This is a genomic window from Cupriavidus sp. 01T418, assembly GCF_056398885.1.
Genome location: NZ_JBFTQG010000050.1, coordinates 21,497 through 42,823, shown reverse-complemented (window position 1 = coordinate 42,823; position 21,327 = coordinate 21,497). Strand labels below are relative to the sequence as shown.

Genomic DNA, 21,327 nt, shown 5'->3' with positions numbered 1-21,327 from the left:
GTGTCTCCTCAGCGATGAAGCACAATAGTGCATTGGTCGTGATTCAGTAAACGCACTATAGTTCATGCACTGGATTTCCGTCAAGCAGTATTGTGCATCAGACTGTTGAGAAGCTCAGAGCGGCAGTTGTAAGGCGTAACGCACCCGCTCCCTGAGTGCGAGATAGGTCGGTTCGAGCGACTCCGCACTGGTGTCCACGGAGAAATCCGCCTTGGAGTAGAAGGCCGCGCGGCCTCCGGTCTCGGCGCTGCCGCCGTTGCCGTTGCCTTGCGCGGCATCGGCATCGGCATCGGCAGCGCGACCATCCAGGGAGTCCCGCGCTAGCCCGGGTAACCCGGTTAACCCGGTTAACCCGGTTAACCCGGAATCATGCAATATAGTGCTTGACATGATTTGGTGACGGCCCTATGTTTCATTTATGCACAATAATGCATGAAACGCGGGTATGCAACCCGGCCAAGCCTAACGGAGCGTCTTTCATGTCCCCCACCGATTTCCGCGCGCAGATGGCGCGGCTCACGGCCCGCATTGCCGGCCGTCCTCTCGATGCCGCCCTGGATGCCTGGCTCAACGCCGAGCATGGCGTCGGCAGCACTACCTATGGCGAACTGAAGAACGCCTGCGAGACCGGCGTGGCCGAGGGCTGGCTGTGCGACCGCGAAGGCGGTGGCATCCGCTATGGCCGCATCTTCAAGCCGGCCGCCGACCTGCATGGCTTCTCGGTCGATGTGGTTGACATGAAAGACATCGCCGGCCCGCATCACACCCATCCCAATGGCGAGATCGACCTGATCATGCCGATCGACGCCGAGGCCGAATTCGATGGCCGCCCGGCTGGCTGGCTGGTCTGCCCGCCGGGCAGCGCGCACCGGCCCACCGTCAGCCATGGCCGCGCGCTCGTCCTCTACCTGCTGCCCGAAGGCCGCATCGACTTCACCCGCTGAGATCCGCCACATGACCGAATTGCTATCCAACTATCTCGGCGGCCGCTGGCAAGCCGGCACCGGCACTGGCGCGACGCTGTACGACCCGGTGCTCGGCAATGCACTGGTGCGCGTCGATGCCACCGGGATCGACCTCGCGTCGGGCTTTGCCTTCGCGCGGGAGCAAGGCGGTGCCGCATTGCGTGCCTTGACCTATCGCGAGCGCGCCGCCATGCTCGGTGCCGTCCTGAAGATCCTGCAAGCCAGCCGCGATGCCTATTACGAGATCGCCAGCGCTAACAGCGGCACTGTGCACAACGATTCCGCCGTCGATATCGATGGCGGAATCTTCACCCTCGGCACCTATGCGAAGCTCGGCGAATCGCTGGGCGACCGGCGCTACCTGAGCGACGGCGACGCCGCGCGCCTCGGCAAGGATCCGCTCTTCCAGTCGCGGCACGTGCTGGTGCCCACGCGCGGCGTGGCGCTCCTTATCAATGCCTTCAACTTCCCGAGCTGGGGCTTGTGGGAGAAAGCCGCGCCCGCGCTGCTGTCGGGCGTGCCCGTGATCGTGAAGCCGGCGACGGCCACCGCCTGGCTGACCCAGCGCATGGTCAGGGATGTGGTGGAGGCCGGCGTGTTGCCGCCGGGCGCGCTGTCGGTAGTGTGCGGCAGCCCGTCCGGACTCCTCGACCAGTTGCAGCCGTTCGACGTGGTCTCCTTCACCGGCTCGGCCGCGACCGCCGCGCTGATCCGCTCGCATGCAGCGGTCGCGCAGCGTTCGGTGCGCGCCAATATCGAGGCCGACAGCGTCAACTCGGCCCTGCTGCTGCCCGGCGAGGCCGCGGGCAGCGAAGCGCTCGATCTGCTGGCCAGGGAAGCCGCGCGGGAAATGACCGTCAAGTCGGGGCAGAAATGCACGGCCATCCGCCGCATCTTCGTGCCCGAGGCTTTGTACGATGCTGCCGCCGAGGCCATCGGCGCGCGCCTGCGCAAGGTGACGGTGGGCAATCCCCGCAACGCGTCCGTGCGCATGGGCGCGCTCGTCAGCCGGGCGCAACTCGCGTCCGTGCGCGAAGGGCTGGACTATCTGCAAGCCCGGACCGAAGTGCTGCACGACGGCGCCACGCACGCACTGGTCGATGCCGATCCGGCCGTGGCCTGCTGCGTCGGCCCCACGCTGCTCGGCGCGCGCGACGCCAACGCCGCGGATCGCGTCCATGACACCGAGGTATTCGGCCCCGTGGCCACGCTGCTGCCATACCGCGACGGCGCCCACGCGCTGGCCCTGGTGCGCCGCGGCCAGGGCTCGCTGGTGGCATCGCTGTATGGCAGCGATCCCGCGGCACTGTCTGCCACCGCTGTCGAGCTGGCGGACAGCCACGGCCGCGTCCACGTGATCTCCCCGGAGGTGGCCCAGTTGCAAACCGGCCACGGCAACGTCATGCCGCAGTCGCTGCATGGTGGCCCCGGCCGCGCCGGTGGCGGCGAGGAACTGGGTGGCTTGCGCGCGTTGAACTTCTATCATCGGCGCAGCGCCGTGCAGGCCAGCACCAACGTGCTGGATCGCCTGTAGACGGTCGCCGCGCGCCGCCAGCGAAATCAATAGACCACCGATACGGGGAGACAAGCATGACAGCCGAACCACAAGTCCAGCCGCCGGGAACGCCGTTCAATTTTGCCCAGCACCTGATCGCGTGCAATGCGCAGCGGCCCGGCAAGGTCGCCTATATCGACGACCATGGCCGCATGACTTACGGCCAGTTGGCCGACCGCATCCGCCGGCTCGCCGCCGCGCTGCAAGCGAGCGGCATTCACCGCGAAGAGCGCGTGCTGTTGCTGATGCACGATGGCAACGACTGGCCCGTGTGCTTCCTCGGCGCGATGTACGCCGGCATCGTGCCGGTGGCGGTCAATACGCTGCTGACCGCCGAGGACTACGCCTATATGTTGCGGCACAGCCGCGCGCAGGCCGTGCTGGCATCGGGCGCGCTGCTGCCGGTGCTGCAGGAGGCCATGGCCCATGGTGGCCATGAAGTGGGGCGCGTGATCGTCTCCCGGCCAGCCGGCGCGCTTGCCGACGGCATGATCGCGCTCGATGCGCTGATCGATAGCCACGCGCCGCTGGCGGCGCCGGCCGGCACCGGCCCCGACGACCCTGGCTTCTGGCTCTACTCGTCGGGCTCCACCGGGCGTCCCAAGGGCGTGCTGCACAGCCAGGGCAATCCTTACTGGACCGCCGAGCTTTATGCAAAGCCCATCCTCTCGCTGGGCGAGAGCGACACCTGCTTCTCGGCGGCCAAGCTGTACTTTGCCTACGGGCTTGGCAATGGCCTGACCTTCCCGCTCAGCGTGGGCGCCACGGTGGTGCTGATGGCCGAGCGGCCAACGCCGGAAGCCACCTTCAAGCGCTGGCTGGAAAACCAGCCGACCGTGTTCTTCGGCGCGCCGACCGGCTACGCCGGGATGCTCGCCGCGCCTGGTCTGCCGGCACGCAAGCAGGTTGCACTGCGCCTGTGTTCGTCCGCCGGCGAGGCCCTGCCGGCCGAAATTGGCGAGCGTTTCACCGCGCACTTCGGCTGCGAGATCATCGACGGCATCGGCTCGACGGAAATGCTGCATATCTTCCTGTCCAACCGTCCCGGGCAAGTGCGCTACGGCACCACTGGCTGGCCGGTGCCCGGGTACGCGGTCGAACTGCGCGACGAAGACGGCCGCGCCGTGCCCGACGGCGACGTCGGCGACCTCTATATCCAGGGCCCGAGCGCGGCGCTGATGTACTGGGGCAACCGCGAGAAATCGCGCGAGACCTTTCGTGGCGGGTGGACCAAGAGCGGCGACAAGTACGTGCGCAACGCTGACGGCAGCTACAGCTACGCCGGCCGCAGCGACGACATGCTCAAGGTCAGCGGCATCTATGTCTCCCCCTTCGAGGTGGAATCCACGCTGATGGTGCACCCGTCGGTGCTGGAAGCCGCCGTGATCGGCGTGCCCGACGAGGCGGGCCTCACCAAGACCAAGGCGTTCGTGGTGCTCAAGCCCGGCGCGCAGGTGAGCGAGGCGGAGTTGAAGGCGTTTGTCAAGGAACGGCTGGCGCCGTACAAATACCCTCGCATCATCGCGTTCATGGAAACGCTGCCGAAGACGGCCACGGGCAAGATCCAGCGTTTCAGGCTGCGTGAGCTCGAGGGCGTGCCGGCCTGATACGTCGCACCTGCAATCGATAAACGGCAATCATTGACAATCGCATGCATGATTTCTGCAAGCGATTGTCAAATCCCGTTTATTACTAATTTATGACGGGGGTTAGCTTACATTTACATTACAAGACATGTTTAATTTCTTGATCTGGCGGGCGCGTCTTCTTTATCCGTTGCCGTATGATTGAGCCTCATCGAAATCGGCGTACGCAGAATACGGCGATAAGCAGCGGGGGGCCATGCAGATGATTTCCCGGTTCGCCGGCCAGTAGTCACCGAAGGCTACCAGCCATCAGGGAAACTGCGGAAACTGCGGAAACTGCATTGCGCAACAAGGCTATCCCGAGTTCCGGTACGTAAGTCGCCACAAGGGTCAAACACAAACATGAAACGTGCTGCTCTGCTTGCCACGCCGTTCGCCTTGTTGCTTCTGATCGTGCTGGTATCGTCGGGAGCCATGCCGCGCAGCGCCCATGTCATCCATGAGGGATCCCTGTTTATCTGCGATGCCGGCGCGCTCTTCGGCATTTTCTATATGGTGTCGGCGGGTATCCTTGTCCGGCGGTTCTTCGCTCGCGCGCCCGCGGAGCCGGATAGCTTTCCGCCGGTTACCGTCATCAAGCCGCTCCGTGGCAACGAACGGATGCTGCTCGAAAACCTGTCGAGCTTCTGCCAGCAGGACTATCCATGCGCCGTTCAATTCCTGTTCGGAGTGCAAGACCCGGACGATCCCGCGCTGGAAGTATTGAATCAGCTTCGCCTTCTGCACCCTCGTGCTCATATCACCGTGGTGAGCGATTCCCGGTTATACGGGCCCAACCGCAAGATAAGCAACATTCTCAATATGCTGCCGCTGGCACAACATGACGTGCTGGTGTTCGCGGATAGCGATGTCGGTGTCGACCCGGCTTATCTTCGCCACGTTGTGGGCGAATTGCAGAAGCCGCGCGTGGGACTCGTGACCTGTCTCTACCGAGGGCAGCCCGACCCTGGCTTCTGGCCCCGGCTATCGGCAATGGCTACCAACTATCATTTTGTTCCGGGTGTGGTGACCGGCCTCGCGCTCGGGCTTGCGCGCCCATGCTTTGGCCAGACCATCGCAACCCGCAGGGCGACCGTGGAAAAGATCGGTGGTTTCCTGCAATTTGCGCATCACCTGGCCGAAGATCATGCCATCGGCAAAGCGGTACGGGAGGCAGGCGAGAAAGTCGCCATCCCGCCACTTGTTGTCACGCACGCGTGTGTCGAGACCGACGCCACCAAACTGATCGCACACGAATTGCGCTGGAGCCGCACGATTCGGACCATCGACCCGGTTGGGCATCTGGGCTCAGTGCTGACCTATCCTCTGATCTTCGCCGCGCTCGCCGTACTCGATTCCAGCGGCTCGGCCTGGTCATTGGCGCTGGTGCTGGCAGCGGTGCTGGCAAGGCTCCTGCTGAAGTGGCAGATCGACCGTGCCATGCGCCAGCCATGCCGGCACGCCTGGATGCTGCCGCTGTGGGATGTCTTCTCCTTCTGTATCTTCGTAGTCAGCTTTTTCTCCAGACGCGTGGTCTGGCGCGGATTCAGCTTCGAGGTCAGTGGTAGTGGCCTGCTGCATCCGGTCAAAAAGAACTGATACTCGCATCATGAGGTATCTCGGTTCTATCACAGCCTTCATTGGCCTGGTGGCGGCGCTCTGGCTCGTCTGGCATGAAAACCCCGGCCAGGTGTTCTCCCTGATGCATGCAGCGGGTGGCGGACTTGTTCTCGCCGGGCTTGCGCATCTGTTTCCCATGCTGTTCAACGCGTGCGATTGGCAAACCCTGCTTCCGGAAGCGAAGCGGCCAGGACTTGGCCCGATGCTGCGCCTGGTCTGGATTCGTGAGTCGGTGAACGGCTTGCTGCCCGTCGCACGTGTGGGGGGCGAGATTGTCTCGTTCCGGCTGATGCGGCACTGGGGACTACGTGCATCGACAGCCTCGGCGAGCATGATCGTCGATATGCAACTGACCCTGATAAGCCAACTGATTTTTACCATGGTTGGGATCGGCGTCCTGTTGACGGCACACTCTGACTCGAAAGCCCTCCAGCTCGCCGGCAATCTCGCCTGGGGCGTAGTGGCGCTCCTGCCGCTGCTGGTGCTGTTTGCCTTGGTGCAGCACGCGAGTCCGTTTGAACGGCTCGGCCGCGTGCTCAGCAGGATGACCAGCGGCAAACTTGCTGCGCTGACCGGTCAGTCGGCAAGGATCGATCAGTCGATCAAGCTGATCTGGCGCCGCCGAGCCGTCATCGCTCGCTATTTGTTCTTCTGGCAGCCGCTTCAGTACGTTGCGACTGCGCTGGAGCTATGGCTAGCCCTGTATTTCCTTGGGGCACAGGTGAGCATTTTGGATGCCCTGGTGCTCGAAGCCCTGATTCAGGCACTCAGCAGCGCGGCATTTTTCGTACCTGCGGCAATTGGGGTTCAGGAAGGGGGATTCGTCCTGATAGGCGCCGCGCTGGGTCTCGATCCCGCGACTTGCATTGCGCTGGCCGGCGCCCGTCGCATCCGCGACCTGATTATTTTCATCCCCGGGCTGCTTGCCTGGCAAATCTCGGAATCGCGCAGCCGCCCTAGCCGGCTTCGCCCTTGATGCATTCTGCGACGATTCGGAACAGCCCAGAATGCATGCCAGGTCCCACAGATCCGCCGCGCTTTGCTTGTGCTCCGCGTTGCTCGGTGTCCTGAGCACTCCAGCCTACGCAGTGCTACCGGATGAAATCCAGGTCTACACCGGCGATATCAACGCGCCGGGCGAGTTCGGACTCGAACTGCATCTCAACACCACGCCAAGCGGCCATTCGCAGCCGTCCTATCCCGGCGAAGTCACGACGCCGCACGCATGGCGCGCGACCGCCGAATTCTCTTATGGGCTGGCGCCTGCCTGGGAGCTTGGGCTCTACATCCCCACCATGCTCTCACGTGACAACAGCTACTACGTGACCGGACCCAAGATTCGCGTGAAATGGATGCCTATCCGCACTGTCGATGGCGCTGGATACTTCGCTGGCGCGAACGTTGAACTCGCACGCGTTGGTCAGAAATTCGAGAGCGCGACCAAGACCCTGGAGCTGCGGCCAATCATCGGTTATCAGGACAAGACTTGGCTCTTTGCCTTTAACCCCGTGCTGGGATGGGATCTTGCCGGCCCGGACAAAATCGGCGTACCTGGCGCAACCCCTAGCTTCAAGGCGGCCCGGACGGTATTGCCGGGGTTACGCGTGGGCGCCGAATATTATATGGATCTGGGCCGCCTCAATCATCTTGAGACCGGACCAGGGCAAGCGCAAACCGTCTACCTGGCATTCGACGTGAATCGCGGCCCGCTCGTCTTTAATTTTGGCATCGGTCGCGGGCTATCGCAGGCAGCGGACCGCTGGACGCTGAAGTGGATCTTCGAAATACCTTTTTTCTAGGCAGCTGGGCCGGAAAAGACCTCGCCAGGCTGGTGGGGAACGAGTGCACGCGAACCTGCGCACCGCAATGTGCGGCGACAGACATCCAGCAGCCGACCCCGCCTGTAAACTCGGCGCTGTACGTGAGGGGCCCCTGGGCGCCGTACTTTGGCCTCGCCATGCCCCTTCCCGAACTGGCGAGGCACCTTTCTTCCGCGTTCTCCGGCACCACCGCTCACCGGGCCAGCCGCGCCCCCGGCCACACCCGCACAACCAGCGCCCCGATCGCCGTCGCCGTGGACAACCCCGTGACGGCCATCCAGCCCCATCGCGCCAGCATCAGGCTGCCGAGCGCGGCGCCGGCCGCCATCCCCACGAACATACCCACGAACAGCACCGCGTTCAGGCGGCTGCGTGCGCCGGGCTCGATACCGTAGACAATGGTCTGGTGCGCGACCAGCGTGACCTGCACGCCGAGGTCAAAGCCCAGCGCGCTGGCCGCGATCAGCCATAGCCGTGCGTGCGGCGCCAGCAATGGCGAGATCAGCATCCCTGCGAACGAGACCGCTGCCAGTGCGGCGCCAAGGCGCGTGACCAGCTCGGGGCCCTTGCGGTCGGCGAGCCGGCCGGCCAGCGGTGCGGCGAGCGCGCCGGCGGCGCCGGCCAGGCCGAATGCGCCCGCTGCCGCGCTGCCCAGGTGAAACGGCGCGCCATGCAGCATGACGGCCAGCGTCGACCAGAACGCGCTGAAACCGATCGACAGCAGCCCCTGCGACAGGGTAGCCCGGCGCAAGGCACCGTGCTTGCGCCACAGCTTGGCCAGCGAGCCCAGCAGCGCGCTATACGACAGATGCGTGGTGGGCTTGAAGCGCGGCAGGCCGCGCCATGCCACCGCGCCGATCAGCGCGATGCTGGCTGCCGCGATCACGAACATGATCCTCCAGCCGAAATGTTCCGCCACAAAGCCGCTGAGCACGCGCGAGAGCAGGATGCCGAGCAGCAAGCCCGTCATCACCGTGCCGACGACCTTGCCCCGGTGCGACTCCGGTGCCAGCGTGGCGGCAGCCGGCACGATATCCTGTGCCATCGTGGCAGCCAGGCCGATCGCCAGGCTGGTGACCAGCAGCAGACCGATGCCGCTGGCAGCGCCACTGGCCAGCAGCGCAACGCTCAGCACGGCGGCCTTGGCCACGATGATGCGGCGGCGGTCGTAGCGGTCGCCGAGCGGGGCCAGCAGCAGGATGCCCAGCGCGTAACCCAGCTGCGTGAGCGTGGGAATCAGCCCCACCGCCGAGCCGGAAGCACCGATGTCCGAACCCAGCACGCCGAGCATGGGCTGGCTGTAGTAGAGCGATGCCACCGCAAGGCCCGCGGCGGCGGCAAGGAGCAGCACCAGCCTCGCCGGCAAGCCGGTGGCGGGTGCCTCGACTGCCGCGGCCATGGCCGGCTGCGGCGTAGCGCTTGCATGCGCAACTCGAATGGAAGACATGGCATAAACCCTGGATCGACAATGAGACTGCAGTTTGACTGCCCACCCGGCTGCACGGTAGTACTACACTTCGCACAATGACTATACGCCCGACGTATGACCGACGTGAAACCTGCCTCCCCCGCCACGCCAGCGCCCACTTCGACCGACCGCATCGAACTGATGCAGACCTTCGTGCGGATCGTCGAAGCCGGCAGCCTCTCGGCGGCGGCCGCACAGATGAACACCACCCAGCCCACCGTGAGCCGCCGCCTGCAGATGCTGGAGCGCTCGCTGGGCCTGCGCTTGCTGCAACGCTCCACGCATGCGATGAAGCTCACCGAGGATGGCGAGCGCTGCTTCGAGCGCGCCAAGGAGCTGGTAGCGGGCTGGGAGGCGTTCGAGTCGGACTTGCGGGGAGCCAGCGATGAGCCGTCAGGCACGCTGCGGGTCGTCGTGCCGCACGCGTTCGGCCAGCAGCAACTGGTCGGGCCGCTGGCCGAATTCCTGCGCCGTCACCCGCGGGTGACGGTCGAGTGGCTGCTGCACGACCGGACCCCGGACTTCATCGGCGAAGGCATCGATTGCGCCATTCATGTGGGCGAGGTCAGCGATCCGTCCGTCGTCGCAATCCGGCTTTCCGAGGTGCCGCGCATCGTGGTCGCGGCGCCATCGGTACTGGAAAACAGGGCGATGCCCGCGCACCCGAACGAGCTTGCCAGCCTGCCCTGGCTGTCACTGCGCACCTTCTACCGCAACGAAGTCACGCTCACCCATGCGGCCACGGGCGAGACCCAGCGGCTTGCCTTGCGCCCGCGCGTCGGCACCGACAGCCTGTATGCGCTGCGCAGTGCCGCGGTCATGGGCCTGGGCGTGTGCGTGGCGTCGGCCTGGCTGCTGACGGACGATATCGCGCAGGGCCGGCTGCTTCACCTGGTGCCGCAGTGGCAGGCCCCATCGCTGCCGATGCAGTTGATCTACCCCTATGCGAGCTTCTATCCTGCCAAGCTGCGGCGCTTCGTGGAGACGATGCGGCAGACGGTGCCGGCGACCACGGCGGGTGGGGGTGAAGGTCTTTGACTTCAACTTCAAATTTTTGAAGTCAGGCAGTCAAGGCTACCCCCCAATCCTCAAACCCCGTCCGGAACCCTCTCCAGATCCCGCATCCAGACAACAGACTCCGAATCACTAGGCGCCCGCCAGTCCCCCCGCGGCGACAACGATCCACCCGACCCCACCTTTGGCCCATTCGGCACGCAAGACCGCTTGAACTGGCTGGTCCGGAAAAACCTGTCAAGAAAGATCCCGAGGTTGCGCTTGATGTCCGCTACCTTGTACTCATTGCGCGCAACATGCAGCCCCTCGGGCCAGTTCCCCTTGTCGCGGTCGCCCCATGCGCTCATGGCAAGGAACGCGATCTTGCTCGGCGTAAATCCAAATCGCAACGTGTAGTACAGATTGAAATCCTGCAGCTCATACGGACCGATGAAATTCTCGGTCTTCTGCTGGGGCGCGTCGGCCGCGTCGCCCGGTACCAGCTCGGGACTGATTTCCGTCCCAAGCACGTCGAGCAATACGTCCGACCCCGCATCGCCGATCTGTCCCGTTTCCGCTACCCAGCGGACCAGATGCGAGATCAGCGTCTTCGGCACGCTGCCGTTCACGTTGTAATGCGACATGTGATCGCCAACGCCGTAGGTACACCAGCCGAGTGCCAGCTCGCTGAGGTCGCCCGTGCCGATCACGATGGCGTGGCTGGAGTTGGCGAAGCGGAACAGGTGGTTGGTGCGCTCGCCCGCCTGCACGTTCTCGAACGTCACGTCGTACACGCGCTTTCCTGACGCATACGGGTGGCCGAGGTCCTTGAGCATTTCGATGCAGCTCGGCCGGATATCGATCTCCTTCGACACGCAGCCCACCACTTCCATCAGCTTGCGCGCCTGGAGCAGCGTGCGGTCGCTGGTGGCAAAGCCGGGCATGGTGATACCGAGGATATTGGTGCGCGGCAGCTTCAGCCGGTCCATGGCCTTCGCGCAGACGAGCAGGGCGTGCGTTGAGTCCAGTCCGCCGGAGACCCCGATCACCACCTTGGAGATGCCGCTGGCCGACAAGCGCTGGACCAGCGCCTGCACCTGGATGTTGTAGACCTCGCTGCAACGCTCGTCCCGGCGCCGGGCGTCGGACGGCACGTAGGGGAATCGTTCGACCGTGCGGCGCAGCGGCAAGGCCTCGTCCACTGGCCTGTCGAGCGTGAACGGAATCACCTTGAACTTCGCGACCTCCGCGCCATGGCGCCGCACCGAATGGCCAAAGGTGGTCTGGTGCATCCGCTCGCGCGACAGGCGCTCCAGGTCGACGTCGGCAAAGGTCAGGTGCGAGCTGTCCGCGAAGCGCTCGGACTCGGCCAGCAGTTCGCCGTTCTCATAGATCAGCGCCTGCCCGTCCCATGCCAGATCGGTGGATGACTCGCCCTTGCCCGCCGAGCTGTAGAGGTAGGCCGCCAGGCAACGTGCCGACTGCTGGCTGACCAGCTGATGCCGATAGCCGGACTTGCCGACCACAATGTTGGATGCCGACAGGTTCACCAGCACGGTAGCGCCCGCCAGCGCCGCGAACGACGACGGGGGAATCGGCACCCAGACGTCTTCGCAGATCTCCACGTGGAAACGGAAAGATGGAATGTCGCGCGCTTCGAACAGCAAGCCCGCGCCAAACGGCACCTTGTTCCCGTCCAGCAGCACTTCGCTGGCCGCCGCGCTGTCCGCCGGGCTGAATTGCCGCGCCTCGTAGAACTCCCAGTAATTCGGCAGGTAGGTCTTCGGGACGACGCCAAGCACCTGCCCGCCGGCAACCACCGCCGCGCAGTTGAACAGTTGGTGTTCGACCCGCAGCGGCAGCCCCACCACCAGCGTGGTGGCGATGGTCCTGGAGGCAGCCGCGATCTCCGCCAGGGCTGCCTCGCACGCGTCGAGCAAGGCGCGCTGGTGAAACAGGTCGTCGCAGGTATAGGCGGACAAGCCGAGTTCCGGGAAGGCCACCAGCGCCGCGCCCTGACTGGCGGCATCCCTGGCCAGGGCGATGGTCTGGGCTGCGTTGAAGGCTGGGTCGGCGACGCGGCAGACAGGCACACCCACGGCCACGCGGGCGAAACCATGGGAATAGATGTTCAGGAACTTGTTCGTCATGTCACTCATGTCAGTCATGTCAGTCGTCCTTGCGCTCCGCGGCGCAGCGGTCCGGCGCAAGCCAGCCGCTGGAGCGGGTTGTGCGGTGCATGTCGCAATTCTACGATGCGCATCCTGCCGGCGCAGAAGTCTGTCGGCAGGCGCGGGGCGGCCCGGCGTACCAGTCCGCGATCAGCCTGCGGGTTGCGTTCAGGTATCTGCGGGGGCGCGGGCGAGCCGATGGCTACGATCCCGCCAGGAACCTGCTGGAAGAATTGACATCCTTATATGAACACCGCCCGGAAGGGGATTCCTGCGGCGCTACGCGATGCGTTGTGCAGTCGCTTCGGCGGGTTCCTGCTTCGCCGGCGCTGAAGCGCTCATGCTGGCGCAGATGCATCATTTCCGGTCGTCTGCGCTGCGCCTCGTCGGGATCGCTTGGGTCACCTTTCGTGGCGGCCAGCCTAATCGCTGGCCTCACTGGCCTCGCTGGCCTTGCCGGAGCTGAGCAAATCGGCGATCGTCGTCGCCGCGGCCGGCGCGAACTGCAACACGCACGTGCGCGTCAGCGCCAGCGTGTACGAGAACGCCATGGCGCGGTCCTCGAACGTGCGGCCGAGCATGAAATGCGCGGCGGGCACCTGGCCGTCGGCTAGCTTCGACAGGCGCACGAGCGCTCCCCACCGGCTGTCCGCCACTTGCAGGATATCCACTTCAATGGCGTATCCCGCCTCGATATACGTCCTGGCAGGTCCTGCCAGCCGGCGGTCCGGTTTGTCGGGCACCATCTCTCGCTCCTCCGCGATTCAGGTCATACATGACAGCGCCGCGCACGCAGGGCATGCGCGTCACCACCAGCCCATGGCGGCGCGACTTCGGCCGTTTTCTCGATGCCGGCCTCTTTCGCCGCGGCCTCCAAGCCGGCGATCTTGTTCGCGCGGCTGACGGAGCGCCCGGCGGGCATGACGAACGCGATGCGCCGGGCCAAGCGCGATCAGGTGCGAGGCGGCCAGCAGGCCCAGCTTTCGAACGTGGTGGGATTGAGCCGCCCGGGGCGTGGCAAGCAGGTATTAAGCGCTTCAGTAAAACGATTTACCAAAACGATTTAGGTGATCATAAGTGAGTGGAAGCCAAATGCAAGCGCGGCGCGTGGGCAGGGCAGTGGGAGGCACATGGCGGAAATCCGACGCTGCCGGAAATTCAAGAGCAAGACACGGAGTGATACGCGCCCGGGGCGCGCCTAAAGTTCGTTCCATCGACCCAAACCGCAAAAGGCCAGCAACATGACCGCAATCCACGCAGCCGCAACCCGCAGTGCGAATTCAGTCGACCAGGAAGCCACCGGCCCGTGCGTGGAAACACTGGACTGGGACGCCATCGCCCAGGAACTGGACACGCACGGTTACGCGATCATCAAGGACCTCCTCACGCCGCACGCATGCGACGCGCTGGCAGCCCTCTACGCCCGCGACATCCTCTTCCGCTCCCGTGTGGTGATGAGCCGCCACGGCTTCGGCCGAGGCGAATACAAATACTTCGGCTACCCCTTGCCGGATCTCATCGAACGCCTGCGTGGCGCGCTATATCCCCACCTCGTCCCGGTAGCCAACCACTGGAACCAGAGCATGGGCATCGACACCCGCTACCCCGCCCGCCACGCCGATTTCCTGAAACGCTGCCACGCTGCCGGCCAGATACGCCCTACCCCGCTGATCCTCCAATACGGCCCGGACGACTACAACTGCCTGCACCAGGACCTGTACGGCGTACACGTCTTCCCGCTCCAGGTGGCAATCCTGCTCTCCGAGCCGGGCCGGGACTTTACCGGCGGTGAGTTCGTACTGACGGAGCAGCGCCCGCGCATGCAGTCGCGCGCCGAGGTGGTGCCGCTGCACAAAGGCGACGCGGTGGTGTTCGCGGTCAACCAGCGCCCGGTGCAGGGCACCCGCGGCAGCTACCGGGTCAAGCTGCGCCACGGCGTCAGCCGCCTGCGCTCGGGCCAGCGGCATACCGTGGGCATCATCTTCCATGACGCGATCTAGATCCCAGTAGATCACCGTAGTTACATGTAATTCCATGTAGTTCCTGGCATCTGCAACGCGGCAATCACCCGCCGAATTCGACCGCAAGACCCGGAGTGCGCGATCCGCTTCGCCGGCTTACAGTAAAACCATGAAACGCAACCGAACCTCTGGCAGAAGGACCACCATGGAAACGCCGCTGAACTCCGCCGAACGCGACCCACGCTGGGCGCGCGTGCTCGCACGCGACCCGGCCGCCGACGGCGCCTTTGTCTATGCCGTGAAGACCACGGGCATCTACTGCCGGCCCGGCAGCCCGTCCCGCCTGCCGCGCCCGGAGAACGTGGAGTTCTTCGATACGCCCGAGGCCGCCGAGGCCGCCGGCTACCGTCCAAGCCAGCGAGCCGCGGCCGATCAAACGGCGATGGCGGCGCAGCATGCCGCCATCGCCGCCGAGGCCTGCCGCGCCATCGAGCGCGCGGACAACCCGCCCACGCTGGACACGCTTGCCGCGCAGGCCGGCCTGAGCCCCTATCACTTCCACCGCGTCTTCAAGGCGGTCACCGGGCTCACGCCCAAGGCCTACGCCGACGCGCACCGCGCGCGCAAGCTGCGCACGCAGCTAGGCCGCGGCGGGTCCGTCACCGAAGCCATCTACGACGCGGGCTTCAACTCCAACAGCCGCTTCTATGAGGCCTCGGACCAGATGCTGGGCATGACGGCAAGCCGGTACCGCGCCGGCGGCGCCAATACCGATATCCGCTTTGCCGTCGGCGAGTGCTCGCTCGGTTCGATCCTGGTCGCCCGCAGCGAACGCGGCGTGTGCGCGATCCTGCTGGGCGACGATCCCGACGCGCTGGCGCGCGCGTTGCAGGACCAGTTCCCCAAGGCCAACCTGATCGGCGGCGACAGCGGATTCGAGCAGTGGATCGCGCAGGTGGTGGGCTTGATCGAGGCGCCGTCGCTGGGCCTGGACCTGCCGCTCGATGTCCGCGGCACGGCATTCCAGGAACGCGTATGGCAGGCGCTGCGGGAAATCCCCCCCGGCACTACCGCCAGCTACGCCGAGATCGCCGCGCGCATCGGCGCGCCCAGGGCCGTGCGCGCGGTGGCGCAGGCTTGCGGCGCCAATCATATCGCCGTGGCCATTCCCTGCCATCGCGTGGTGCGCAGCGATGGCAGCCTGTCCGGCTACCGCTGGGGCGTGGAGCGCAAGCGCGAGTTGCTCGACCGGGAAGCGCAACCGCGAGTGGCGGCGAACCCGCTCACTTCACCGCGCCCACGGTGAAACCCGCGACAAAGCGGTCGACGAACAGGTTGTACAGCACCGCCACCGGCACGCTGACGACCAGGCAGGCGCCCATCAGGGAGCCCCAGAAATAGACGTCCCCACGCACCAGGAAAGTCGGCACACCCACACTGACGGTGTACTGGGACGAACTGGTGATGAAGGTGAGCGCATAGACGAATTCCTGCATCACCAGTGTCAGCGTGAATATGACCACGGTCAGGATGCCGGCCGACGACAGCGGCACCACCACCTTGAGGAAGGCGCCGAAGCGGCTCAGCCCGTCCATCATCGCCGCCTCTTCGATATCGCGCGGCACCGCCTTGAAAAAGCCCATCATCAGCCAGGTGCAGAAAGGCACGGTGAAACTCGGGTACACCAGCACCAGCGACCACAGCGAATCCTGCAGGCCGAGCGCGCCGATGATGCGGGAGAAGGGAATGAACAGGATGGTGGGCGGGATCAGGTAGGTCAGGAAAATGGCGATCGCCAGCTGCCGCCCGCGGCTGCCTGCCAGGCGGGCCAGGCTGTAGCCGGCCGGCACCGCCAGCAGCAGGGTGATGGCCACCACCATCGCCCCCACCAGCAGCGTATTGGCGATCCAGCGCAGGTACTGGGTCTCCAGGAACAGCACGCGCAGGTTGTCCAGGGTGGGCGGCTGGTTGAACAGGAAGGGGTTGTTGGCCGTGTTGATCAGGTCGTGGACATCCTTGAAGGTGGTGATCAGCATCCAGTAGAAGGGAAAAGCACAGAACCCCGCGAAGACGGCAAGGATGGCGACATGGCCGAAGCGCGCGCCCCAGCGCGCGCCACGGAGCTTCCAGGGACTTGCATCTGCCCGCATTTCAGGCTACCTCCGCGCGGTTGGCGACGGTCAGCATCAGGGCCACCACCGCGACCAGCAGCGGGAACAGGAACAGCGAAATCGCCGCGCCCTCGGCCAGGTCGCCGCCCTGGATGCCCGTGAAAAATGCCAGGCTGGCCAGCACCTGCGTGGTGTCGTAAGGCCCGCCGCGCGTCAGCACGAAAATGATGATCATGTCGGTGAGCGTAAACACGATGCCGAACAGCAGCGCCACCAGCATGATCGGCATCACCAGCGGGATATTGATGCGCAGCAGGTGGCGCCAGAAGCCGGCGCCGTCCATGGCGGCAGCATCGTGGATATCCTGCGGGATGCCGTGCAGGCCGGCCAGGATGATGACCGTGGCCAGCGGCAGCAGGCGCCAGACATCCACCAGGATCACCGACGCCATGGCCAGGTCCGGCTGGCCCAGCCAGATCGGCCAGGTATTCGGGCCAAACAGGCCAAGCGCGCGCAGTGTCCAGTTGATGATGCTGTAGACCGGATCGAAGATCCACAGCCAGCCGATCGAACCCAGCGAGATCGGCGCCACCCACGGTAGCAGGATCAGCAGGCGCACCAGCCATTTGCCGCGAAAGTCGCGCAGCAGTGCCAGCGCCAGGATCTTGGCCAGGATCACCACCAGCGCCTGCGACACCAGCGTGAACACCAGCGCATTGCCCAGCGAGCGCCAGAAGGTGGGGTTCTGCACGATGCGCCGGAAGTTCGCGAGGCCAACGAGATGCATGGCTTGGCTGCCCACCGTGATATCTGACAGGCTGTAGTAGATCGACAGCAGGAAGGGAAAACCGAGCAGCAGCGCGATATAGATGAGCGCGGGCGCCAGCATCAGGGCACCGAGCCAGCGCTCGCCCTCCAGCGCATGCCAGGCGCCGGCCTGTGGCGCAAGCGCGGCGGGAGACCGGGCGCTCATGCCGGTCTCGCCGACGGCGCCACGGACGGCGCTGCGCCCAGGCTGGCACCGGAACGCGGATCAAAGCGCCTTAGGTCGGCACGCCGCACCACGAACGGGTAGCGCGCCCCCGCCTCCAGCGGGAAGGTGACCGTGCAGGGAATCCGCGAAATGACCTTGGCGGGCGGCAGCGGTGGCTCCAGCAAGCCATAGACCAGCCGGTCGGAACCGAGGTTCTCGATGCGGGTGATCTGGAACGGGAAGGGTTCCAGCGCTTCATCGGCACCGTGGACGCCGCGTGGCAGGAAGTGCTCCGGCCGGAAGCCCGTCACCACAGCGTCCGTGTCGACCAGGTTCATCGGCGGCGAGCCGATGAAGGTGGCCACGAAGGTATCGGCCGGCTGCTCGTACACTTGCTGCGGCGTGCCGAGCTGGTGCACGCGGCCGTGGTCGAGGATGGCCACCCGGTCGCCCAGCGCCAGCGCCTCGATCTGGTCGTGCGTCACGTAGATCGTGGTGGTCGCCAGGCGCCTCTGCAGCCCCTGCAATTCCTCGCGCGCGGAGGTCCTGAGCTTGGCGTCGAGATTGGAGAGCGGCTCGTCCAGCAGGAAGGCCACCGGATCACGCACCACCGCGCGCGCCAGCGCCACCCGCTGACGCTCGCCGCCGGAGAGCTGGCGCGGCTTGCGCGCCAGCAGCTGGTCGATGCCGAACAGCGCGGCGGCCCAGTTCACCTTGCGCGCGATCGCCTCCCGCGGCATGCGCTGCGCTTCCAGCGGGAAGGCGATGTTGGCGGCCACGCTCAGGTGCGGATAGAGCGCGTAGCTCTGGAACACCATGGCCATGTTGTGCGCGCGCGGCGGCAGCCCGGTGACGACACGGCCGCCCACCAGGATGTCGCCGGAGGTAGGCGCTTCCAGCCCTGCGATCAGGCGCAGCAAGGTGGTCTTACCCGAGCCGGACGGGCCCAGCAGCACCAGGAACTCGCCTTCGCGCACGGCAAGGCTGATGTCGTCGACGGCGTTGCCGCCGTCGAAGCGTTTGGTGAGCGAGCGGGTTTCCACCGTAGCCATGGCTTATCGGCCCACGTCCATCCCGATGCCGCCGGCCCGGCGGGGGCGAGTCATATCAGCCCTTTGTCCCGCCACTTGGCGAAGATCCGCTTGCACGTGGCTTCCGCGGCGCGGATGGCACTCTCCGGCGTTTCGTCGCCGGTGGCGGCCTTGGCGAACATGGTGTTGAGCACCCAGGTATTGAAGATCTCATCAATGGCCGCATTGGCATAGCCGGGATAGCCGACGTTGGTGGCCTGGTCCATCAGGGCGCCCAGCACCTTGTACTTGTCGCGCGGCTTGGCCTTGGGGTCGTCGGCGATCAGCTTCTGCAGGTCCGGCACCGTGCTCGGGAAGCACGGGAAGTTGTAGAACTCGCTGCCGAGGAAGCCCTGGCGGAAGTTGTCGATATAGTCCACCAGGAACTTCCTGGCACCAGCTATGTTCTCGGCGAATTTCCAGATCACGTAGCAGTCCATCACGTGTTCCATGCCGATGCGGCGCACCGGGCCACGCAGGGCCTGGGTGAGCCAGATATCAGGCGTGACCGGGATGCTCTTGTTCTCGCCTTCGCGCGTGATGGAGATGGCGTTCAGGCAAAGCGCGATCTTGCCCGCCAGCATGGCGCGGTTGTTGGACGACGGATCCCACGCCAGCACCTCCGGCGTCATGGTTTCCTGATACAGCGCCTTGACGAACCTGACGGCCTCCAGCGTGTTCTTCGAATTCAGCACGACGGTATGACGCTCATCCTGGATCGAGCCGCCGAAAGCGAAGAGGATGGTGCGCATGGCCATCGCGGTGTCGAGTTCGGCCGACAGGCCAATGCCCACCGGCAGGTTGCGCTTCTGCTTGATCTTGCGGCCAGCGCTCAACACATCGTCCCAGCTGTCCGGCGGTGCCATGCCGATGTCGTCCCACAAGTCCTTGCGGTAATTGATCGGGTCCGGCACGAAGCTGTCGGAGAAGCCGAAGTATTTCCTGGTCTTCGGGTTATACGTACTCCTGATCGCCAGCTCGACCGGCTTGCCATGCTTGCGCTGGCATTCCTCGTAAATCTCGCGGTGGTCGATGACTTGCTCCTCGTACACTGGTGCCGGCGACAGGAACATGAACAGGTCGTGCCCCTTCTGCGCAGATACCTCGGCCGCGGCCCGCGTGGCCAGCGCGGGAATTCCCACGTGATCGACGATGACCTCGGTATCGTTGCGCTGGCCCCATTCCTTCACGTAGGTGTTGTCGAACCACTTGTCGTATCCCGGCACGAAGTGGTTCCACTGGAGGATCTTCAAGGTGTGCCTGGCCGCCTGAGCCCGGCGTGGCAGCACAAACGGGCCAACGCCCACTGCAAGCGCGGTCGCCGCCGCAGCCTGGATCAGGCGCCGCCGCCGCGGGTTCCGGCAGGTAAGGATGCCAGTGGGTTCGTGCCGGCGCGAATAGATGATTCGCCCGATGGGTGCAATCCGTGCGTCTTCGTTCATGGCCGCCTCCGCAAGCAAGCCGGTAGCCGGCACGCGCGCCGATCGCGGCGGCGTGCGCGAGCTGATTTAAGGATAGGATTTGCCGAAGCTGAGGAAAAGAGTCAAAGGCTTGATTTCATTGCGTTTACGATCCAACCGATCCAACCGGTCCGGCCCCGGAAAGGGCGGGCCGCTGCCGCATGGCAGCATCGACAGCCGGCGCCAGCCACCATTTGCGCAGCGCAGCACAAAACACACGCGCCGCAAAACCGGTATTCCCCCGGCTTTCGCCATACCATGGAGGCTGGCGTCAGCCACGCCGCCCAACAACCAAGCCAGGGGCTTCCCATGCGCGACCGCTATCTCACCCACCTCCGCGAAACGCTGGACACCATCCACACCGACGGCTTCCACAAAGCCGAGCGCGTCATTGCCAGTCCACAGGCAGCCGACATCCGGCTCGCCGGCGGCGAACATGTGCTGAACTTCTGCGCCAACAATTACCTGGGCCTGGCCGACGATCACCGCCTGATCGAAGCAGCCCGGCGCGGCCTGGAGCAGGATGGCTTCGGCATGGCTTCGGTGCGCTTCATCTGCGGCACGCAGTCGGTCCACAAGACGCTGGAAGCCGTGCTCGCCAAATTCCTGCACACCGGCGACAGCATCCTTTATTCGAGCTGCTTCGACGCCAACGGCGGGCTCTTCGAGACCCTGCTCGACGACCAGGATGCCGTGATCAGCGACGAACTGAACCATGCCAGCATCATCGACGGCGTGCGCCTGTGCAAGGCAAAGCGCTACCGTTACCGCAACAACGACATGGGCGACCTGGAGGCCAGGCTGCGCGAGGCGCACGCGGCCGGCGCGCGCTTCATGCTGATCGCCACCGACGGGGTGTTCTCGATGGACGGCATCGTCGCGGACCTCAAATCCATCTGCGACCTGGCGGACCGTTACGGCGCCCTGGTGATGGTGGATGACTCCCACGCGGTCGGCTTTGTCGGCGAGCACGGGCGTGGCACGCCCGAGTTGTGCGGCGTGGAAGGCCGCGTGGACATCATCACCGGCACCTTTGGCAAGGCGCTGGGCGGCGCGTCCGGAGGCTATGTGGCGGCGCACCGGGAAATCGTGGAACTGCTGCGGCAGCGCTCTCGCCCCTATCTCTTCTCCAACTCGCTGGCGCCAAGCATCTGCGCCGCCACGCTGAAAGTGCTGGAGCTGCTGTCCAGCGAGGAAGGCGCCGCGCTGCGCGCCCGCGTGCGCGAGAACGGCGAGCATTTCCGCCGCGAGATGACGGCGCTGGGCTTCACGCTGGTGCCAGGCCGGCATCCCATCATCCCGGTGATGCTGGGCGATGCCGGGCTGGCGTCGGGCATGGCCGATGCCTTGCTGGCAGAGCATGTGTATGTGGTCGGTTTTTCCTTCCCGGTGGTGCCCAAGGGCCGGGCTCGCATCCGCACGCAGATGAGCGCGGCGCATACGCCCGAGCAGATTGAACGGGCAGTGGCGGCGTTTGCCAAGGTGGGCAGGAAGTTCGGCGCCATCGCCTAAGCTTGGAACCAGGAGGCACCCGC

18 protein-coding genes and 1 pseudogene are annotated in these 21,327 nt (G+C 65.3%); 11 read left to right on the top strand and 8 right to left on the bottom strand.

Features of this window, described 5'->3' with window-relative positions; genetic code table 11:
• Positions 1 to 114: 114 nt before the first annotated feature.
• Positions 115 to 234: pseudogene (locus AC1DQ3_RS30825) on the bottom strand (transcriptional regulator); the annotation flags it as partial.
• Positions 235 to 479: 245 nt separating this feature from the next.
• On the opposite strand from AC1DQ3_RS30825, the gene AC1DQ3_RS30820 reads away from it, so the two are divergent.
• The 6 genes from AC1DQ3_RS30820 to AC1DQ3_RS30795 all read left to right on the top strand — a co-directional run bounded on the left by AC1DQ3_RS30820 (position 480) and on the right by AC1DQ3_RS30795 (position 7,564).
• Complete coding sequence (locus AC1DQ3_RS30820) at positions 480 to 944, top strand: DUF4863 family protein (RefSeq protein ID WP_477123915.1); 465 nt, start codon at positions 480 to 482, stop codon at positions 942 to 944.
• A gap of 10 nt (positions 945 to 954) precedes the next feature.
• On the top strand, positions 955 to 2,499 hold the full coding sequence (locus AC1DQ3_RS30815; protein WP_477123914.1) for a 3,4-dehydroadipyl-CoA semialdehyde dehydrogenase: 1,545 nt from the start codon (positions 955 to 957) through the stop codon (positions 2,497 to 2,499).
• 56 nt (positions 2,500 to 2,555) lie between these two features.
• The gene (locus AC1DQ3_RS30810; RefSeq protein ID WP_477123913.1) at positions 2,556 to 4,127 is read left to right on the top strand and encodes a benzoate-CoA ligase family protein; all 1,572 of its coding nucleotides are present in this window, start codon (positions 2,556 to 2,558) and stop codon (positions 4,125 to 4,127) included.
• 381 nt (positions 4,128 to 4,508) lie between these two features.
• Entirely contained in the window at positions 4,509 to 5,744 is a 1,236-nt protein-coding gene (gene hpnI, locus AC1DQ3_RS30805; RefSeq protein ID WP_477123912.1) for a bacteriohopanetetrol glucosamine biosynthesis glycosyltransferase HpnI, read from the top strand.
• A gap of 10 nt (positions 5,745 to 5,754) precedes the next feature.
• Positions 5,755 to 6,741 carry a lysylphosphatidylglycerol synthase domain-containing protein gene (locus tag AC1DQ3_RS30800; protein WP_477123911.1) on the top strand — a complete coding sequence of 329 codons (987 nt, stop codon included), beginning with the start codon at positions 5,755 to 5,757 and terminating at the stop codon, positions 6,739 to 6,741.
• Positions 6,742 to 6,772: 31 nt separating this feature from the next.
• A complete protein-coding gene (locus tag AC1DQ3_RS30795; RefSeq protein ID WP_477123910.1) occupies positions 6,773 to 7,564 on the top strand; it encodes a hypothetical protein in 792 nt (263 codons plus the stop codon).
• Positions 7,565 to 7,778: 214 nt separating this feature from the next.
• On the opposite strand, the gene AC1DQ3_RS30790 is transcribed toward AC1DQ3_RS30795, so the two are convergent.
• Entirely contained in the window at positions 7,779 to 9,032 is a 1,254-nt protein-coding gene (locus AC1DQ3_RS30790; protein ID WP_477123909.1) for an MFS transporter, read from the bottom strand.
• Between the two features lie 96 nt (positions 9,033 to 9,128).
• On the opposite strand from AC1DQ3_RS30790, the gene AC1DQ3_RS30785 reads away from it, so the two are divergent.
• Positions 9,129 to 10,091, top strand: coding sequence for a LysR family transcriptional regulator (locus AC1DQ3_RS30785; RefSeq protein WP_477123908.1), 963 nt, complete (start codon positions 9,129 to 9,131; stop codon positions 10,089 to 10,091).
• A gap of 50 nt (positions 10,092 to 10,141) precedes the next feature.
• Here the strand turns inward: AC1DQ3_RS30785 and AC1DQ3_RS30780 are convergent, their stop codons facing one another.
• Entirely contained in the window at positions 10,142 to 12,196 is a 2,055-nt protein-coding gene (locus AC1DQ3_RS30780) for an NAD(+) synthase (protein ID WP_477123919.1), read from the bottom strand.
• A gap of 443 nt (positions 12,197 to 12,639) precedes the next feature.
• Entirely contained in the window at positions 12,640 to 12,963 is a 324-nt protein-coding gene (locus tag AC1DQ3_RS30775) for a hypothetical protein (protein WP_477123907.1), read from the bottom strand.
• Between the two features lie 102 nt (positions 12,964 to 13,065).
• Here AC1DQ3_RS30775 and AC1DQ3_RS30770 point away from each other — a divergent pair, with 102 nt between their 5' ends.
• The 3 genes from AC1DQ3_RS30770 (at position 13,066) to ada (ending at position 15,484) form a co-directional block, all read left to right on the top strand.
• The gene (locus AC1DQ3_RS30770) at positions 13,066 to 13,284 is read left to right on the top strand and encodes a hypothetical protein (protein WP_477123906.1); all 219 of its coding nucleotides are present in this window, start codon (positions 13,066 to 13,068) and stop codon (positions 13,282 to 13,284) included.
• 174 nt (positions 13,285 to 13,458) lie between these two features.
• A complete protein-coding gene (locus tag AC1DQ3_RS30765; protein ID WP_477123905.1) occupies positions 13,459 to 14,217 on the top strand; it encodes a 2OG-Fe(II) oxygenase in 759 nt (252 codons plus the stop codon).
• A 166-nt stretch (positions 14,218 to 14,383) separates the two neighbouring features.
• Positions 14,384 to 15,484, top strand: coding sequence for a bifunctional DNA-binding transcriptional regulator/O6-methylguanine-DNA methyltransferase Ada (gene ada, locus AC1DQ3_RS30760; RefSeq protein WP_477123904.1), 1,101 nt, complete (start codon positions 14,384 to 14,386; stop codon positions 15,482 to 15,484).
• Here the strand turns inward: ada and AC1DQ3_RS30755 are convergent.
• From AC1DQ3_RS30755 to AC1DQ3_RS30740, 4 genes are read right to left on the bottom strand one after another with little or no spacing between them, the layout of a single operon-like run.
• Positions 15,462 to 16,328 carry a carbohydrate ABC transporter permease gene (locus AC1DQ3_RS30755; protein ID WP_477123903.1) on the bottom strand — a complete coding sequence of 289 codons (867 nt, stop codon included), beginning with the start codon at positions 16,326 to 16,328 and terminating at the stop codon, positions 15,462 to 15,464. The two genes, ada and AC1DQ3_RS30755, sit on opposite strands and share 23 nt — an antisense overlap.
• Position 16,329: 1 nt before the next feature.
• A complete protein-coding gene (locus AC1DQ3_RS30750; RefSeq protein WP_477123902.1) occupies positions 16,330 to 17,262 on the bottom strand; it encodes a carbohydrate ABC transporter permease in 933 nt (310 codons plus the stop codon).
• Entirely contained in the window at positions 17,259 to 18,314 is a 1,056-nt protein-coding gene (locus AC1DQ3_RS30745) for an ABC transporter ATP-binding protein (RefSeq protein ID WP_477123901.1), read from the bottom strand. Before AC1DQ3_RS30745 ends, AC1DQ3_RS30750 begins: the two co-directional genes overlap by 4 nt.
• Before the next feature lie 50 nt (positions 18,315 to 18,364).
• Positions 18,365 to 19,774, bottom strand: a complete 1,410-nt coding sequence (locus AC1DQ3_RS30740) for an ABC transporter substrate-binding protein (protein ID WP_477123900.1) — start codon at positions 19,772 to 19,774, stop codon at positions 18,365 to 18,367.
• Between the two features lie 327 nt (positions 19,775 to 20,101).
• Here AC1DQ3_RS30740 and AC1DQ3_RS30735 point away from each other — a divergent pair, with 327 nt between their 5' ends.
• Positions 20,102 to 21,304 (top strand): glycine C-acetyltransferase, encoded by a 1,203-nt coding sequence (locus AC1DQ3_RS30735; protein ID WP_477123899.1) that lies wholly within the window; start codon positions 20,102 to 20,104, stop codon positions 21,302 to 21,304.
• Positions 21,305 to 21,327: the final 23 nt, after the last annotated feature.

Bases quoted from the DNA above. Each gene is read 5' to 3' on its own strand.
- AC1DQ3_RS30800 (WP_477123911.1), top strand. From the start codon at position 5,755: ATGAGGTATCTCGGTTCTATCACAGCCTTCATTGGCCTGGTGGCGGCG.
- AC1DQ3_RS30815 (WP_477123914.1), top strand. From the start codon at position 955: ATGACCGAATTGCTATCCAACTATCTCGGCGGCCGCTGGCAAGCCGGC.
- ada (WP_477123904.1), top strand. From the start codon at position 14,384: ATGGAAACGCCGCTGAACTCCGCCGAACGCGACCCACGCTGGGCGCGC.
- AC1DQ3_RS30775 (WP_477123907.1), bottom strand. From the start codon at position 12,963: ATGGTGCCCGACAAACCGGACCGCCGGCTGGCAGGACCTGCCAGGACG.
- AC1DQ3_RS30765 (WP_477123905.1), top strand. From the start codon at position 13,459: ATGACCGCAATCCACGCAGCCGCAACCCGCAGTGCGAATTCAGTCGAC.
- AC1DQ3_RS30795 (WP_477123910.1), top strand. From the start codon at position 6,773: ATGCATGCCAGGTCCCACAGATCCGCCGCGCTTTGCTTGTGCTCCGCG.
- AC1DQ3_RS30780 (WP_477123919.1), bottom strand. From the start codon at position 12,196: ATGACGAACAAGTTCCTGAACATCTATTCCCATGGTTTCGCCCGCGTG.
- AC1DQ3_RS30755 (WP_477123903.1), bottom strand. From the start codon at position 16,328: ATGCGGGCAGATGCAAGTCCCTGGAAGCTCCGTGGCGCGCGCTGGGGC.
- AC1DQ3_RS30740 (WP_477123900.1), bottom strand. From the start codon at position 19,774: ATGAACGAAGACGCACGGATTGCACCCATCGGGCGAATCATCTATTCG.
- hpnI (WP_477123912.1), top strand. From the start codon at position 4,509: ATGAAACGTGCTGCTCTGCTTGCCACGCCGTTCGCCTTGTTGCTTCTG.
- AC1DQ3_RS30745 (WP_477123901.1), bottom strand. From the start codon at position 18,314: ATGGCTACGGTGGAAACCCGCTCGCTCACCAAACGCTTCGACGGCGGC.
- AC1DQ3_RS30785 (WP_477123908.1), top strand. From the start codon at position 9,129: ATGACCGACGTGAAACCTGCCTCCCCCGCCACGCCAGCGCCCACTTCG.
- AC1DQ3_RS30735 (WP_477123899.1), top strand. From the start codon at position 20,102: ATGCGCGACCGCTATCTCACCCACCTCCGCGAAACGCTGGACACCATC.
- AC1DQ3_RS30820 (WP_477123915.1), top strand. From the start codon at position 480: ATGTCCCCCACCGATTTCCGCGCGCAGATGGCGCGGCTCACGGCCCGC.
- AC1DQ3_RS30750 (WP_477123902.1), bottom strand. From the start codon at position 17,262: ATGAGCGCCCGGTCTCCCGCCGCGCTTGCGCCACAGGCCGGCGCCTGG.
- AC1DQ3_RS30810 (WP_477123913.1), top strand. From the start codon at position 2,556: ATGACAGCCGAACCACAAGTCCAGCCGCCGGGAACGCCGTTCAATTTT.
- AC1DQ3_RS30770 (WP_477123906.1), top strand. From the start codon at position 13,066: ATGCCGGCCTCTTTCGCCGCGGCCTCCAAGCCGGCGATCTTGTTCGCG.
- AC1DQ3_RS30790 (WP_477123909.1), bottom strand. From the start codon at position 9,032: ATGTCTTCCATTCGAGTTGCGCATGCAAGCGCTACGCCGCAGCCGGCC.